General features: G+C 37.2%; 18 protein-coding genes. 14 read left to right on the forward strand and 4 right to left on the reverse strand.

Annotated elements, in window-relative coordinates; genetic code table 11:
- Nucleotides 1-415: 415 nt before the first annotated feature.
- Complete coding sequence (locus AC6UD6_RS04905) at nucleotides 416-955, reverse strand: hypothetical protein (protein WP_500695879.1); 540 nt, start codon at nucleotides 953-955, stop codon at nucleotides 416-418.
- A 141-nt stretch (nucleotides 956-1,096) separates the two neighbouring features.
- Here AC6UD6_RS04905 and AC6UD6_RS04910 point away from each other — a divergent pair, with 141 nt between their 5' ends.
- Nucleotides 1,097-2,278, forward strand: coding sequence for a thiolase family protein (locus AC6UD6_RS04910; protein WP_500695880.1), 1,182 nt, complete (start codon nucleotides 1,097-1,099; stop codon nucleotides 2,276-2,278).
- A 59-nt stretch (nucleotides 2,279-2,337) separates the two neighbouring features.
- Here AC6UD6_RS04910 and brnQ read toward each other — a convergent pair whose 3' ends face one another.
- The gene (gene brnQ / locus AC6UD6_RS04915) at nucleotides 2,338-3,690 is read right to left on the reverse strand and encodes a branched-chain amino acid transport system II carrier protein (protein ID WP_500695881.1); all 1,353 of its coding nucleotides are present in this window, start codon (nucleotides 3,688-3,690) and stop codon (nucleotides 2,338-2,340) included.
- Between the two features lie 144 nt (nucleotides 3,691-3,834).
- On the opposite strand from brnQ, the gene AC6UD6_RS04920 reads away from it, so the two are divergent.
- From AC6UD6_RS04920 to AC6UD6_RS04940, 5 genes are all read left to right on the forward strand, one after another.
- A complete protein-coding gene (locus tag AC6UD6_RS04920) occupies nucleotides 3,835-4,368 on the forward strand; it encodes a GNAT family N-acetyltransferase (RefSeq protein WP_500694276.1) in 534 nt (177 codons plus the stop codon).
- A gap of 55 nt (nucleotides 4,369-4,423) precedes the next feature.
- Nucleotides 4,424-4,564, forward strand: coding sequence for a hypothetical protein (locus tag AC6UD6_RS04925; RefSeq protein WP_500695882.1), 141 nt, complete (start codon nucleotides 4,424-4,426; stop codon nucleotides 4,562-4,564).
- Nucleotides 4,565-4,690: 126 nt separating this feature from the next.
- Nucleotides 4,691-5,011 (forward strand): hypothetical protein, encoded by a 321-nt coding sequence (locus tag AC6UD6_RS04930; protein WP_500695883.1) that lies wholly within the window; start codon nucleotides 4,691-4,693, stop codon nucleotides 5,009-5,011.
- 93 nt (nucleotides 5,012-5,104) lie between these two features.
- The gene (locus tag AC6UD6_RS04935; protein WP_500695884.1) at nucleotides 5,105-5,245 is read left to right on the forward strand and encodes a hypothetical protein; all 141 of its coding nucleotides are present in this window, start codon (nucleotides 5,105-5,107) and stop codon (nucleotides 5,243-5,245) included.
- Nucleotides 5,246-5,968: 723 nt separating this feature from the next.
- Complete coding sequence (locus AC6UD6_RS04940) at nucleotides 5,969-6,484, forward strand: hypothetical protein (RefSeq protein ID WP_500694274.1); 516 nt, start codon at nucleotides 5,969-5,971, stop codon at nucleotides 6,482-6,484.
- Between the two features lie 103 nt (nucleotides 6,485-6,587).
- Here the strand turns inward: AC6UD6_RS04940 and AC6UD6_RS04945 are convergent, their stop codons facing one another.
- Complete coding sequence (locus AC6UD6_RS04945) at nucleotides 6,588-8,684, reverse strand: glycoside hydrolase domain-containing protein (protein WP_500694273.1); 2,097 nt, start codon at nucleotides 8,682-8,684, stop codon at nucleotides 6,588-6,590.
- A gap of 289 nt (nucleotides 8,685-8,973) precedes the next feature.
- Between AC6UD6_RS04945 and AC6UD6_RS04950 the strand changes: the two genes are divergently transcribed.
- Both AC6UD6_RS04950 and AC6UD6_RS04955 read left to right on the forward strand, forming a co-directional pair.
- Nucleotides 8,974-9,291, forward strand: a complete 318-nt coding sequence (locus tag AC6UD6_RS04950; protein ID WP_500694272.1) for a helix-turn-helix domain-containing protein — start codon at nucleotides 8,974-8,976, stop codon at nucleotides 9,289-9,291.
- A complete protein-coding gene (locus AC6UD6_RS04955) occupies nucleotides 9,272-9,682 on the forward strand; it encodes an ImmA/IrrE family metallo-endopeptidase (RefSeq protein ID WP_500694271.1) in 411 nt (136 codons plus the stop codon). The genes AC6UD6_RS04950 and AC6UD6_RS04955 overlap by 20 nt, the downstream gene beginning before the upstream one ends.
- A 54-nt stretch (nucleotides 9,683-9,736) precedes the next feature.
- Here AC6UD6_RS04955 and AC6UD6_RS04960 read toward each other — a convergent pair whose 3' ends face one another.
- The gene (locus AC6UD6_RS04960) at nucleotides 9,737-11,476 is read right to left on the reverse strand and encodes an oleate hydratase (protein WP_500696007.1); all 1,740 of its coding nucleotides are present in this window, start codon (nucleotides 11,474-11,476) and stop codon (nucleotides 9,737-9,739) included.
- Between the two features lie 195 nt (nucleotides 11,477-11,671).
- Here AC6UD6_RS04960 and AC6UD6_RS04965 point away from each other — a divergent pair, with 195 nt between their 5' ends.
- The 6 genes from AC6UD6_RS04965 to lanKC all read left to right on the forward strand — a co-directional run bounded on the left by AC6UD6_RS04965 (nucleotide 11,672) and on the right by lanKC (nucleotide 16,515).
- Nucleotides 11,672-11,905, forward strand: a complete 234-nt coding sequence (locus tag AC6UD6_RS04965; protein ID WP_500694270.1) for a hypothetical protein — start codon at nucleotides 11,672-11,674, stop codon at nucleotides 11,903-11,905.
- A 112-nt stretch (nucleotides 11,906-12,017) separates the two neighbouring features.
- Nucleotides 12,018-13,154 carry a recombinase RecA gene (recA, locus tag AC6UD6_RS04970; RefSeq protein WP_500694269.1) on the forward strand — a complete coding sequence of 379 codons (1,137 nt, stop codon included), beginning with the start codon at nucleotides 12,018-12,020 and terminating at the stop codon, nucleotides 13,152-13,154.
- A 257-nt stretch (nucleotides 13,155-13,411) separates the two neighbouring features.
- A complete protein-coding gene (locus AC6UD6_RS04975) occupies nucleotides 13,412-13,549 on the forward strand; it encodes a hypothetical protein (RefSeq protein WP_500694268.1) in 138 nt (45 codons plus the stop codon).
- 22 nt (nucleotides 13,550-13,571) lie between these two features.
- Complete coding sequence (locus tag AC6UD6_RS04980) at nucleotides 13,572-13,703, forward strand: class III lanthipeptide (protein WP_500694267.1); 132 nt, start codon at nucleotides 13,572-13,574, stop codon at nucleotides 13,701-13,703.
- A 17-nt stretch (nucleotides 13,704-13,720) separates the two neighbouring features.
- The gene (locus tag AC6UD6_RS04985; RefSeq protein WP_500694266.1) at nucleotides 13,721-13,858 is read left to right on the forward strand and encodes a class III lanthipeptide; all 138 of its coding nucleotides are present in this window, start codon (nucleotides 13,721-13,723) and stop codon (nucleotides 13,856-13,858) included.
- Between the two features lie 50 nt (nucleotides 13,859-13,908).
- The gene (gene lanKC / locus AC6UD6_RS04990) at nucleotides 13,909-16,515 is read left to right on the forward strand and encodes a class III lanthionine synthetase LanKC (protein ID WP_500695885.1); all 2,607 of its coding nucleotides are present in this window, start codon (nucleotides 13,909-13,911) and stop codon (nucleotides 16,513-16,515) included.
- Nucleotides 16,516-16,562 lie beyond the last annotated feature (47 nt).

Below are 16,562 nucleotides of genomic sequence, written 5' to 3' on the forward strand. Positions count from 1 at the left end.
GTTCTACAACTTAAAATTACCTTACACTTGTAATCAAAATCTTGTTCAGTTTTCAAAGATCTACTCTTGATTGTTGCTGTTTAATTCTTCCTTAACGCAACATGTATAACTATACTACGTTGTGTTTTCAATGTCAACAGATAAACTCAATTATTTTAAATTTATTTGTTCAAGCATTGTATCCGAAGAACCCAGACAACAAAGACTATTATACAACGCTCATAATGAAGATGCAAGAGAAATGATTAAAATAATTAATTCAGTTCATAATCAGTGACTAATCGATTATTATCAAATCACTTTGTCTCCCTCACTGAGCATTTACTACTATACATGCGCTCAAATCATTTGTCAACACTTTTGGTCAAAAAAGGTCAAACTTTTTTAATTTTCATTTTTTATCAAGAAAATTGGCCTACTTTTTCTTTGAATATAAGTCAATTCCATCTTGCGGGTGTTGTCTTAGATAACGCGTCGTAAAAGCATCCACTGCACTCTTATCCTCTAAATCAACGTCAGCATCTTCCATCGCACTAACCAATTTCTTATAAAAGGCATCAAAATTAGAATCGTACATTGAACGTAATGCTTTACTATTATTTTCTACCCATTTATTCAAACTAGGACCATTACTAATAATTCCCTGATCGTTTAAATAAGAAAATAAATGGATTAAGGCAAAGGGAATTAGTTGAAACAGCGAGTCCGTTTTCTCATCACTATCTAGCATCAAAGTAAAACGATTAAACATTACGTTAGTAACTAAATCAACGTTCCAGTCTTTGGGCTGAACGCCTAAACCAACAATCGCAATCTCAGAAAAACTATCAATAATCGTATCAATCTCGTCAATTTCATCTTGAGTCTTTTCTGATACATCAGATTGATCATCAATAGCGTCTAGCCAGCGATCGATCATTTCCCCTACTTGTTGTACTTCTTCATCCTTATCCATGACTTCATCTCCTAAAGTATTTTTATTATTCACTTTATTATAGTAGAAACTCGAAATTAACATTAACTTTTGCACTTTAAAAAAAGTTAAGTAAAAACATGTATAATTATCAACGAATCATGTCAAAGGAGCATCGAATCTATGAATGACAATATCGTAATTGTAAGCGCAAAGAGGACTCCGATTGGTAAAATCAACGGCACCCTCGATAGCCTAACTTCGGTTGATCTTGGAACCATTGCCGCCAAGGCAACCATCAAAGACGCGGGCATTGATCCAAAACAAATCGACCAAGTCATCTTTGGAAACGTAATTCAAGCGGGCGGTGGACAAAACGTCGCCAGACAAATCGAGTTAAACGCTGGCATTTCTGACACAGCCACCGCCTCCACCATTAACCAAGTTTGTGGTTCCGGTATGAAAGCGGTCCGACTGGGGCAATCCGCCATCCAAATGGACGATGCTGACATCGTCCTTGTCGGGGGAACCGAAAGCATGTCGAACGCTCCATACCTAAATGTGAACGAAAGAAGGGGCCACAAATTTGGCCCAATCACTTTAGAGGACAGCATTCAAAAAGACGGACTAAACGACGCCTGGAGTGGAAAACCGATGGGAATGACCGCCGAAAACGTTGCCGACCAGTTCAACATTTCAAGAAGGGATCAGGATGCTTTTGCCCTTCAGTCCCATCGAAAAGCCAGCAAAGCTCAACAAAATGGTTACTTTAATGAAGAAATGATCCCAATTGAAGTTCAGAATCGCCACGGAAGCACCGTGGTTGATAAGGATGAGGGCGTTCGTTTTGACACCTCAATGGAACAATTAAAAAAGTTAAAGCCATCCTTTAAAGAAAACGGAACGGTGACGGCCGGAAACGCCGCTAGCTTAAATGACGGAGCCTCTGCAATCCTATTAATGAAGCAAAGTAAGGCCAACGAGCTTGGTCTAACCCCGCTGGCGGTTCTAGATGACTACGCCGAATCCGGATGTGACCCTAAAATCATGGGGTATGCCCCCTACTACGCCGTTAATAAACTACTGGATAAGACTGGTCAACAAATCAGTGACTTTGATTTGTTTGAACTAAACGAAGCCTTTGCCTCTCAAAGTTTAGCGGTAGCGCGTGACCTCAATCTTCCCGATAACAAGCTTAACATTACCGGTGGTGCCGTCTCAATGGGTCACCCCCTTGGCGATTCCGGTTCTAGAATCCTCATCACCTTAATCAACAACCTCAAACGGACTGGTCAGACTAAGGGACTGGCCACCCTCTGTATCGGTGGTGGAATGGGAATGGCAATGACCGTTCACACATTATAATGAAGAAACAAAAAAAGATCTCAGTAGTTAGATTCATTTTTAACTACCGGGGTCTTTATTTATCCTTGCTTCAATTGTTTTCTGGTCTTTTTCACCGAAAGAATCAATCCAATCGCAAATCCAATCAATGCGAACAAAACCCATCCCATTCCGTACTGCGCCAGCGGCAAAAGGTCATTAATTTTAAATAACCAAGCTAATTCTGGCACGTGCGTCAATTCGGGAATGGTGGTAATCCCGCTTAAAAAGGCTGGAATGGCGATGAACCAGATCGTCATTTGGTAAACAATCTTAGAGTTTTTAAGTAATGGTTTAATTAACGAAATCAAAATCAGACAGATGGAAAACGGATAAACAATCATCAAGACTGGCATGATAAACTTAATCATTTCAGTCAGACCAAGCGTTGCCAAAAACGCTGACATCACCACCGCAAAAACCAGAACGGGAAGGTACTTAAGCTTCGGGAAGACGTCAGACATTGTATCCGCAAAGGCACTACTCATCGCAATCGCTGTCTTAAGACAGGCCACAATCACAATTAGCGCCAACAAAATGTTTCCATACCCGCCAAAGTAATGTCTCGCAATCTGAACAAGGGCAATGCCACCATTCGCCGACGGCCGAAAATCGCCCAGACTGCTAGCGCCCATGTAACTTAATAGAACGTAGACAACTGCCATCATCAATCCACCAATCAAGCCGGCCTTTCCGATGCTAACGGCTAACTGCTTGGGGCTTTTGGCTCCTAGTCCACGCACGGTTTCCACAACCACGATTCCAAAAGCAATCGAGCCAGCACCGTCAAGCGTGTTGTATCCCTCAACGAAACCCGAAAGGAGTGGGGAATGCCCGTATTCACCCATTGGATGATAGAAACGTGGTGAACCCATTGGTTTAACAATCGACATGACGATGATGACCGCCAGTAAAATCAAAAACAACGGGGTCAAAAATTTTCCGATGTATTCCAGTAAGCGCCCTTGATTATACGAGAGTAAAAAAACGGCAATGAAGAAAATTAAAATAAATCCGATTAAGCCTAACTGCTGACGACCAGAACTAAGAAATGGTGCAATTCCAATCTGAAATGAAGTGGCTGCTAAACGTGGAATGGCCAAAAGTGGTCCCATTATAAAAGAAATTAAAATAGTAAAGACGTACGCAAACGACTTGCCAACGTTTGAAGAAATTTCAAAGGCTCCGGAACTGTCAGTAACCCCTAACGCAATGATTCCTATGATGGGGAGACCCACTCCAGTTAAAACAAATCCAAGGGTTGCCCACCAAACGTTGCCACCAGCCATCTGTCCCATATTAACGGGAAAGATCAAATTGCCAGCGCCAAAGAAAATCCCAAACAACATAATTCCAACGTAAATAATCTGCCTTACACTTAATTTCTTTTCCAAGTTTTCTCCAACTTTCCTAAATTACTGTTCAATGCATTTTACCAGAAAAAAAGCCGGCTCCCTAATTAATTTGGTGGTTGAAAAACCACATGAGCTTCACTATAATTATTTATCGTCTGATAATAAAAGTAAGGAAGTGTTATTATGTCTACTATTTACGTAAGAAAAGCTACTGAAGCTGACTTAAACGATATCTACACTATCATCAAAAACGCCAAGAAGTTTTTGGGCGAACAAGGCATCGACCAATGGCAAAGTGATTACCCGAGTGAAGAGGATTTAGCCAGAGACGTTAAATTTGGCATCTCATACGTCCTAGATGTTGACGGAAAAGTTGCTGGAACCGCAACCCTGCATTTAGGAATCGACCCCGATTACTTACACCTTGAAGGTGGGGAGTGGGAAAATGGTGACCAAGGTCACTACTCCGCCATTCACCGTATCGCCGTCTCAAACGACTATCGTGGTCAGGGACTAGCATCCAAATTCATCAGTGGCCTATTCACCATCTCAGCCTTTCGTGGTTTTAAAGACGTCAGAATCGACACTCATCCCGACAACAAGGGAATGCAGCACGTCATTCTCTCAAATGGTTTCACTAAACGTGGTATCATTTACGCAAACGGTAAAAAGAGTCATGGAACAAAACGTTTCGCTTACCAAATCGAACTAAAATAATAACTAGGAAGTGGCCAAATTGGGCGACACAGCGGTATTAATCAAATTAATCATAATGGCAACGTTCGGATTGATCGTAATTTTGGGATGCATGGGATGGACCTATCACAAGACCCACAAATTGACGTCAAAACGCTTTTTGGCATTATCGGTGTTGGCAATTTGTTTCATTATCATCCTAATTATTCTGGCATAAAAAGAGGCTCAACCTGTGATATTCATGGGTTGGGCCTTTTTGTTTTGGGATTTTTGAACATCAATTTGTGTAAACATTGAAACTTTACTACACTTAACACCATTAATTTAGTTAAGGAGAATTTTAATGAAACACAAAAAGACAATCGTATTCGTCGTTATTATCGTATTAGTAATTGGGATTGGATTTATCGTGTATTCAAATTCACATCATACAGGTCATAACGAAACATGTAATAGGACAAAACAAGTGGAACAAACAAAGGATAAAAAAACAAGCAATAGCAACGATAGCTCTGAAAACTCACCACAGACATCATCTACAACAGATAGTCAAAGTAATATAAGTTCAGACACTCCCTCTAGTTCCAATGACAACTCATCCTCTTCTACTAATGAGGCTCAATCTACACATTCCTCTAACAACTCTGATCAAAGAAACAATTAACAAAATCAGTCCAATCAAGCGCAAAATAATGTAGTCAACAATCCTGAACAAGCTATTAATGTCCTAAAAAATGGCTTAGGTTTTGGTGACGATATGGAATACGAATCTTTACCAACTGATGGGTCTTACTATGATATCCAATTGATAATTAAATCCTACAGAGATCAAGGTGGATCTGGAACTGCAGGAACTTATCGTGTTAATAAAAATGGAACATATGAAGAAATTCAATAAACGTTCTTATAAATGAAGAAAAGTAATATTTCGATGTTATCCTCTCTTTACATGTCAAATACCTTCTAATCGCTGATACTATTGTTACTTCAAGCATACTAGTGCTAACATAATTAGGGCACACCATTCAGCTTGATAGAAAAGCATTAACGAACATTCTTATTGGAGGAATTATTTTGCAATCATATTTTCAATTAGGTTATTATCTGCTGGCTAAATTATTCTTTTTTTGTATGCTTATAGTAATTATCTATGAAATTGTTGCCTATGAGCGTTCCAGACATTATTTAAGAAAAAGGGGAGAAATATTTAACAATATTTCTCCTCTAATATACATTTTGATTCTTTTTCTATATTTTGCCTCTAACAATATCATTGGACATACTTTAACTGATAATTATATGTGGAACAAAACATTAACAGATCGCTGGTATTATTTAATCGGGAACCCTAGTGGACTAATTATGCTAATGTCATACGTAATTATTCTTACCTGTATTGTTTTGTACATGACAATTAAACGCTGGAACATTTACAATAATGGGAACCAACAACCAAAATTAATTAAGCAACTGAAACAATCATTTTTTAAACATATTAACTATATCTATATATTAATTATATTTACTTGCATAATTTCATTTATTAATGTTGCATTAGGAATAATCTATCATTTTGTATTTTACTAATAAGGTAATATCCTAATTGTGAGGAGGAAGATAAATGTCAGAAAAACCGGACTACATCAAAGACTACCAAGAATACTTACATAAATACCACATTATGTCACGCTTATTGCTACCATCCATTATATTGGTAATCATTACCTTCACTTTGGGATCCATTCTCCTTAATATGCATGCAAACAAATTCATCCTTTGGATCATGGGGACAATCGATGGAATTACATTCTCGCTATTTATTACCGCACTAGGAACTACAATAAGATTAATGATAGAAAAATATAAGATTAAGCATATGCGACCTTCAAGGTTAAAACATTATTATTGTTTATGGGTCATTATTTTATTTCTGTGTTTTGGAATTTTTGTTTTCATTGGATCAATTGAAATACTATTACTTTCAAACAATTTATGGGAGGCATATGAATCTCCAATGCTGCCAACGTTTTTAATTTGCTCTGGATTTTTATTATATTATCTTTCTAAAAGCACCTTAAAATATCGGAAAAAGAAATATTCAAAAGAACTTACTGAGGGAATTAAAAAGATGAAATAAGTAATTGAGATATAAATCAATAAATGGACCTGTAATTACAAATTACAGGTCCATTTATTTAATCATTTTAATACAACATAAATTACGCAAATAATGACATATATCATCCTACTAGTGCCGCTAAAAATGCAATTATTACAGCAATACCAACACTTTCACCCTCAATTGCATATCTTACATATGCCGGTGTCAACGCAAGCGTATCAGTCTTTTCTCCTAATTTATCGGTAACCTCATCATAAGCTTTTTCATAACTCTTAAAGTCAGGATAATCATGTGGATGAGAATCAATATCTATTGAAATAGAAAGCTCTGTATCAAAACTTTTATTATTAATTTTTAACTTAAAAATATTAAATTCTACTGATATACTCCAACCGTCTTTAGTTTCTACAATCTCAATTGAAACTTGACCATCTTCAATTTTTTGAACAAATTCCCACTTATTAAATAAACTAACGATGTATACGCCAGCATTAACATTGTTATTACAACTTTGCATGACCCAATCAAACATAAATTTTAGTGGTAATTTCCCATTACTAATGGTAAACATCCCAGATCCATGGACTGGCTTAATATCAGCTTCACCTACTAAAGTAATTTTTAATGATTTATTATCATTGTATAGCACATAAGGAACATCAATTTCTACCTGTGTATTATCAACAATATTCTTTAAAGCTTCTTTAGCAGACATTTCTCCAATTCCCGTTGGCTTAATCTTATTAGTACCATCATCTCTACCAGACGACGCATCTTGGTCAATCGCAATGTCACCTAAACTGTATTCAACAAATTGGTCAATTGCCCAATTTTTAGGCATCTGATAACCCAAATTTCCACTATATCCAGTTGACATATCAGATACAAACGCCGTTTTTGCAAGTCCTTTACCAAGGGCTTGAGCACAAACATTTCTGGTTCCGTAAATTCCTGCTTGATAACTTGAGCCGCCTAATGCTTTTTTGACTCCCTCCATATATGGAATAACCGTACTATCAATGTCACCAGCTTGAATATCAGTATCAACAGCAAAGTAAATAATAGTATCCTTTGGGAATCCAAGCCGTTGTGCTGTTGCATTTGCAATTCCTGCATCAGCACAACCCTGGCCGTATTTAAAGTATTCCTGACTGCCATCATTATCTTGATAGATTGGAAACACCTTTAGGCCACCATCAGTAATTCTTTTCAGTTCATCATCAGTCAGATTTTTGTTACGACGTTTTGAGCCAGTGCCAACTGATCCAGTTAAATAGCGACCAACAATTTCAAAGCCATAATTTTTGATGTTTTTAACGTCTTTATCACTTAATTGAAATGAAGTATCACAAGCATTTGAATCTCGATTAGTATTCCCATTACTGGTAAGCAACCCCTTGATAACGGTTAAATCAGCTTTCCCTGTAAATGGTGGTAAATTCATAAACTTCCTAAAATTAACCACATCTTCAGCAACCGAATTATTAAACACTCCATCAACAGATCCACTCAGAAAATCATTAACCATTAATCCATATTGAAGTAGCTTAACGCCTGCACCTTTGTCCCCTTCAGTTAAAGTTGGCGTTTTATTAATGGTTCCAGGTCCATAAACTCCGTTTGCTTGTCCAGGTGTCATTCCTTCAACAGCTTGCAGGGCATAAATCAAAGCTGTGTTTGTATTTCGTTGATACAAACCATCAGTTGGAACCAAGCCAAGATCATCACCAAAATAATCTAAATAGTTATGGTTTAAATATTGTTGCATTTGACGATATTTCTTTTTACCACCATCAAGTAATTCAAAGGCAGCCATATCAAATAGACCAGCCATTAATGGAACAGTAACCCCACCTTTATCTAATCCAGCATCATTACGTAATTTATTTACTGCATTCTGTGTATCTTTGGTATATTTCTCATCAAACGCATTCGGGCTAATTCCCTTACACCAAAAAGCACCCTGAATTAACTTCGCAATCTTGCCCTTGTAACCGACCTTCAACTGATCGACCATTCCACTTAGTGCTTTCTTGGTTTTATCACCAAAACCACTACCAAGTGGACTAATCCCTAGTTCATGCTGAAGTCCCATTCTTAAAGCATAAATAGTTGGCCAACCCGTCTTTCCATTTTCCTTGACCTTATCAAATCCTGAAACATTACCGTATTCTTGGTTCAACCACTTTTGAACGCTTAAAACTTGTTCATCCATAATTATTTCCTCCTAAAATTTTCTTTATAAAATTTAAGAGCTAGCGCTAACTCGTACGTAAACACATCGAAATCAATTCGCAATCATGTAGAATAATCATTGAATCTTATAGACAAAAGTTCTACAATGATGGTAAAGAAAATCAGCTGAAATAATCTAAACCGACCTTTCTTCAAGATTTTTGCTTGATTTCTCATCTGTTTACAGGAACAATCATGTATCAATTATTTCTACATGTCAACAATTTCATAGATTAATTTTCTATGTAAATAATTAAAAGGAGTCAAAAATGTCGATCTATCAACGGGTTAAAGAGCTTGCTAAAAATAAAAATATTTCCATTCGCGAATTAGAGCATCAACTTGGGTTCTCCAACGGAACCATGCAAAAGTGGGACCAAACCGCTAATTCGCAAAAACTCAAAAAAGTTGCCAACTACTTCAACGTCTCCGTTGACTATCTCTTAGGAAACTCAACTGGTAACTCGGCTGACTTAGATGACCTCTCAACGATCATGATGTTTGGGGGCAAACCCATCCCAGAAGAAGACCGTGAAACAGTCGTGGAAATCTTAAGGAAACTTCGAAATGCACGAAATCATCAATAGTCTTTTTAACTATGCGTTAGATAATGACATTGCCGTTGTATACACGGACAAACTCCATCAAAATACCCAATCCTTTGCGGACGTTCGTTCCCATTCAATTGTGATTAATGCCAACTGGCAGCTACGAAAACAACTTCCATTTATCATTGCGCACGAAATTAGCCACGTCCTGCAGTGCGATCAGGATGATGCCATTCTTAGTTTTACCACTCTGATGAATCCCAAGTACGAACAGAAGGCCAACGTGAATGCCGTTAGGCTTCTAGTTCCCTTCTACGCTGACAACAAGGAAATTGACCAGCTTAACCTAGAGGAATTCATGGATTTATTTGCCATCCCGGATTCACTACGTGACGTGTGTTTTACTGAAATTAAAGACTATGTTGATTGAAACATCAAAAAAGCTCAACTTCATTTCGAAGTTGAGCTTTTCATTTACGATCATCTATTCAAATAATTTTTTAGCGGCCTTGGCCAGAATCTTCGGATTCTTATCAAATCGTGGGTTGTCCACGAGTTTTGACATTGGAACACCAGCAAAGTGGTAAGCGGCCATTTCACCAGAACGAACGGCACTTTGTTCGGTGAAGACCATTTGGTAAGGTTGTTCAACAAACTCACCGGTGAATGCTAGATTCGTTGAATGGTCAGGGATGACCTTGGGACGGTCAATCTTAGCCCGGTTGTTAAACAATGCCGAAGCGTATGGCATGTAAACGGGAACCGAGTTGACAATTGAGTCCATGATTTCCTTTTCTTTATCACGGATGTTTACGGGACCCGGATCGACCTTTGAAAGCTGTCCGATCAACTCTTGAACCATTTCTTTTCCAGTCATCTTGATGTACTGCTTGTCGACGAATTCACCGCGACGATATGGATACAAGAAGTAACCCCAAAGAACGGTTTCGTTTGGCTTCTGGTCGGTGAAATGAGGTTGATGATGAACCACAATCGACATTCTCACGTCTTTTTGACCTAACGGAGTAATTGGACTCGTTGATAGGAAGGAGTTCAAAGCATTCCCAGGTAGTTGCGTAGTAATACGGGTGATTTCGTTTAAGAAAGTATGATCCTTAGTGGTTACGGTAAAACTACTCCAGCCACTGGCGTTCCGATCGGCGAAGAATTTGTCTGGATTCCCCAAGTTGTAGAAGTGATTGGTGGCTTTCTTCCACAAACTTGAAGCAGCTCCATAATCGGTGTTTTCACCGGACGGGGTGTTGAAGTCTCCAAGCGTAGCCGAATCGGTAATGGAACCATTGGTGAAGAAGACCGCAGTATCATCATCGACATCAATGTGTTCATCTTTACCAGTGTCAACGTTCTCCATTTCTAGGCCCTTAACGGTAATTTCTTCGTTCATTGGAGTTTCTTTGAAGTCCCAATCATTAACCCGACGGTTCAAGACGAAGGTTACGCCTTGTTTCTTCAAGTAATTAATTAATGGTAGCATCAAACTTTCGTACTGATTGTAGCGAGTTCGGTTAACCCCCACGAGCGTGTTAATTTGGGTAAATTCGTAAATCATTTGGTGCATGTAACGCCTGAGTTCTTGAGCTGAACTTTGGGTACGAAAGGCAAAGGTCGTCTCCCACATGTACCAGAAGTTGGTTTGAAACATGTGGGGATCGTCCTTGAAGTAGTCAGCGATGGAGACGTTATCAAGTTCAGTCTCCTTGTCGTCTGGCATCATGATTAACTTCGTCAATAAGAACCGATCCTTGTTGTTAAATCCCATTTTAGAGGAGTTAATGATGCCCTTTTCGCCTTCCATCAAACGCGCTTTATCGTAGGTCCGATGCTTAGAATCAAAGTCACGCGTGTCCTCTGCGGCAGTCATTCCCTCTTCGGTGGCTGACGGAACCCGACTTAAGAGATCCATCAAATCAACGTAGGTCCGGTAATTCAACATTCTTCCCCCACGAGCGACAAAGCCAGTCTGGTCAGACGTTTCGTGATTGCGATTCCAGTATTCATTGCCGGTCACGTCAGTCTTGGCACCATCATTTGCGCCATGGTCGTCCAATGAATAGAAAGTAATGTTCTTTCCGTCCCAGTGACCTTCTTGAATCAAGTAAACGGCGGCGGCCATGTTAGAAATGCCGGCACCAATCATAATTGCTTTTTTCTTAGTCATATTAAACCTCCTAGATTTAAATACGTAGTAAGCATTTGTCTCTATGTTAGCAGTTTCACATATGCTTATATTTATATTATAACGTACCCAAAAGTTGGAATGTAACTTATCAATTTGATTTAATAATTTATTTAATTAATGTTCTTACGTCAACCATTAAGCAACTCACATGTCAGCCTGCGAATAGATAATTAAGGTCGTAATCTGGTACAATATAGTAGAAGAAAGGTGGTAATTACTATGCCAGAAACAGTATTTTTCAATCCCGGCGACTCACTTGGAAACTTTCACGACTATAATGATGCAGTTCGTTCTGCTCAACTTTACCGTGACAAACAAGTGGAGGCCAAAAACGTCGTAGTAGTTCATGGAAAAGACAAAAAATCATTCGATATTTTCCTTTCGGATAACGCTCAATCAGATGCTAAAAATAACGATCAAACTTCGCCCTATTACGTTAATAAACGAATCTAATTAATTGATTTAATTTAATTGGAAATTACGTAATTATTAGTGTACAATTGATTATATTAAATAACCAAACGTATGTTCGCAATTACGTAATATGTAAAAAGAAAGGAATTTTATGGCAAATTCTAAAAACAGTGTCGACGGGCGTCAAATCGAGCTCGATAAAGCACTCAGCAAAATCAAAAAAGAATTTGGAACTGGCGCTATCATGCGGATGGGCGAATCCCCTAACCAAAACGTTGATTCCATTTCAACCGGCATTTTATCCTTAGATATCGCCCTTGGCATTGGGGGTTTCCCTCGTGGCCGAGTCGTTGAGATCTTCGGTGCCGAATCATCTGGTAAAACCACGATTGCCCTTCAGACCGTTGCTGCCCTCCAACAAGCTGGCGGAACGGCCGCATACATCGATGCCGAAAACGCGATGGATCCGGAATACGCTCACAGCCTGGGAGTTAACATTGACAACCTTTTGTTATCGCAACCAGGAACCGGTGAAGAAGGACTGCAAATTGCCGATGCACTGGTACAATCCGGTGCTATCGACTTAATCGTTGTCGACTCAGTAGCTGCCCTAGTTCCGAAGTCTGAAATTGAGGGTGACATTGGTGATTCTCACGTTGGTTTACAAGCTCGTCTAATGTCACAGGCACTTAGAAAACTAGCTTCCAGTATCAACAAGACCAATACCGTCGTTATCTTCATTAACCAACTAAGAGAAAAAGTTGGTGTGATGTTCGGTAACCCAGAAACAACTCCTGGTGGTCGGGCCCTTAAGTTCTACTCAAGTGTGCGACTCCGTGTTAGTTCTGGTAAGCAATCAAAGGAAGGTCAAGACGTCGTTGGTCGAGAAACCAAGATTAAAGTCGTAAAGAACAAGGTGGCTCCCCCATTCAAGACCGTTGACACTTTGATGAGTTTTGGAAAGGGTATCGAACCGATTGCTGACATGGTCAACCTAGCCGTTGACAAAGACATCGTCGACAAATCTGGATCATGGTACTCATACGGTGAGGAACGACTGGGACAAGGCCTAAATAAGACCGTGGCCAATCTGCGTGACAAACCTGAGATGGTCGAAGAAATCAAGAACAAGGTCAGAGAAGCCTATGGCATTGCCAATGATGAAGAATCAAAGGACGATGACAGTGACAAGGATGCAAAATCCAAGTCAACTGACAATAAGGCCACTACTAAGAAAACAACCAAAGCAAGTACCAAAAAAGATAGCGAAACTAAGTTAGACGTTTAATTAAATGGAAAAGCATCAAATCATTATGTAATGATTTGATGCTTTTTTAATACAAATAATAATCTTGATAAAGCTTTAAACAATATTTTAATTAAATCTACATAAGTCAAATATCGAATACTCAAATGAATTTTCAGTGTAATTACACAACTATAAAAAACAATTTTTATAACTTTTAAAAAATTGTTGACTTTCTATATCGTTTAATTTATATTAATTATGGTAATTAAACCTCTCACAAGAAAGGAAGATTTAATATGAAGTACTTGCTTAATTTACAAGCACAACCAAACGTGGAGTTAAAGAAGAAGCGTCGTCATCACCATCACGGAGTACGAAGTAATATCAGTGTTCAATGTGATGTTCGAAGCAATGTAAGTGTCTTCTGTCAGTAATTTAACAATAGGTGTATTTATTATGAAAACTTTGCTAGACCTCCAAAAGACTGTGGGTAAAAATGCCAAGAAGCTTGTTGGCGGGAAAAAAGATTCTCATATTAGTGTTATGGGATGTGGCAACAACAGCAATATTAGTATTATGTGCAAATAATACTATAGGAGCATTTCATGAAACCTATTCTGCAATTACAACAACTTGATAATGTAGCATTAAGAAAAAAGCGCCGAAAAGGACGTAAGGGTTCTCATCTGAGCGTTGGATGCACAATTAACAGTGACGTTAGTATTCTTATATGCAAGAGATAAGAGAGCCCTAATAGGACTCTCTTTTTATTTTAAACTTAAAGGATGTAGTTATGGATTTAAGATATTTAGATTATTTAAAAAAAGGATCATTATTTTATCAACCCACCACAGCCGAAACAAACAGTTTAATTTATAAAGTTACTATTCACGACAAGGATAAATGGAATCATCATATCGATAAAAATTGGAATTATTTTATCAATAAAAATAGACAACTGCCAAACCAAGGGTGGAAAATTCATGTAACATCTCCCATTGATTACGCGCAAAAAACATTGGACCAAATCACACCGTATTTGATAGAAAATAACATTTCTTTTAAATTTGTTCCTACCAAAAAAGAATTAATTATGAAAAATTCAAAATATGGTGATCGATCTGCATGTGGAAAATTCATAACAATTTACCCCAAAGATGAAGATCAATTTATTCAACTATTAAGTCCCCTAACTGACCTAACCAATGACATCCCCAAGGGTGCATATATTTTAAACGATAAACAGTGGTACAATTCCAACATCTTCTTTAGGTATGGGGGATTTATTGGAATGCCAATGGTACATGATGGAAAAACGATCATGGGAATCAAAAATCCAAATGGAGAGTTAGTGCCAGACTTAAGGGTTCCATACTATAACGTTCCCTCATTTATTTCTGAACCAAAAGAAATTAAAAAAATGGATAAAATACAAACGATTGAATATTCCAAAATTGATTTAACTAAATTCAAACGCTATGAGGTTATTTCCGCAATTCACTTTAGTAATGGTGGCGGCGTCTATCAAGTCACAAAAGATGGTAAAAATTATGTAATGAAGGAGGGACGAAAACAGTCTGGAATTGATGCACAAGGGAATGATGGTTTTTTCCGTGTAAAGAATGAATACAATACCCTAAAAAAATTAAATGGGATTAACAGAACAGTTAAGGTCTATGATTATTTTGAGATATGGGAAAATAATTACTTGATTGAAGAATTTGTTCCTGGAAATTCATTATCCGATTTCATTCCAGAAAACTTTCCTTTCTCATACGAAAAGAATCGAAATGAATATTTAAAACTTATAGATCAATTAATCAAACAGTTAAAAGTGGCAATCACAGAAGTTCATCAGGCTGGTTTTGCTATTGGTGACTTAAATCCAAATAATATTATGGTTACTCCTAACAATAACATTAAACTAATCGATTTTGAGACTGCTACCCTCCTCTCAAATGAATATCATCCAGAACTACAAACTATGGGATACGTTAATTCTAAAATTAGTGACTTTAAAAGTGCTGATTGGTTTGCTTACATGAGGATCTCAAGATTTTTGTTACTACCGATTGAGTTCGTTTCTGATTTGTCTTTAAAAATTGAAGAAAATCAAAATAAATGGATAACAGATTATTTTGGAGAAAAAGCACTTGATATATTACAAAATACAGAAAAGGATTGTAAAAATTTCATTCCAAAATTAAAGAACATTTTCGACGTCCCAAAATTTGAAATCAATATAAAAGCAGTAGACAAACTCATCAATGGGTTAAAAACCGGAATAATTGAATATTCATCAAATCAAAATGATAGTTTTTCAGGTGGTGACATTAGACAATTTATTGACAAGCTTGGAAAAGTTAACATCGCTAATGGTGGTTTTGGAATACTAATGGCATTAAATCGGAGTAATACAAAGTTAACAAAAGAAATCAATTGGGCTAATAATAGCAGCAAAAATCTTATTAGCCACTTCAATGAAGACACCAGTCTTGGACTATTTAATGGTATTTCAGGAATCGCGTCTATTTTAGATGATTTAAACTTACAGGAACATTCAAACCAATTTCTTGAATTTATACTTGATCAAAAAAATAGAATTTTAAAAGAAACAGATTACACTCTTTACTCTGGATTAAGCGGAATTGGTTTAAGTTTACTAGCCTTCTTTAAAAAAAATAATAATAATAAATTTTTAGAAATGAGTAAATTAATCGCGATCCGCTTAAATACATTATTTATAAATGGTTCGGGAACTCAACCAGATGATGAAGATACCATTCCTTATGGATTAATGAATGGATGGTCAGGCGCGAGTTTATTTTTATTACTACTATTTGATGTAACAAAAAACAAAGAAACTCTGAAAAATGCCAAAGATATGTTGAATTTTGAACTAGATAAAAACATTGAAATTTCCGACTCACAATCTGCAGAGATTTTGGATAATTCAATTGGTTTTCCCAGAATACTTCCATATCTAGGAGAAGGAGGAGTTGGTGTCGGATTAGTATTGAGCCAATTTATTAGGCGCTTACATGAATTTCAAAACGAAAAATATTTAAACCTTCAAGAACAATTCACTAAAAATCTCCAAACTTACTGCACATACTCATCTGGACTAACCAGAGGGATCAGTGGAATTATCCTTATAGGAATTGATAATAAAAACAAATTATCCGACATCGATAAATTAGTCCAGTCATTAGAAAACTATCTGCTTGTAGATTCTAATAATAATATTATGTTACCCGGAACATATGGATATCGTTTTTCAAATGATTTGTTTACTGGAAATGCTGGTCTAATGACTGTCTTACAAGGCATTAAAGATAATAACGCTTGGAAATGGATGCCAGTGCCTAAATCTGTCTTAAATCAACTGTTTCTTTCCTAATCAAAATTAAATTAATGTCATCGTATAAAATCATTTATTATGATTAA

The sequence above is a fragment of the Fructilactobacillus sp. X8R2C1 genome (genome assembly GCF_059900955.1).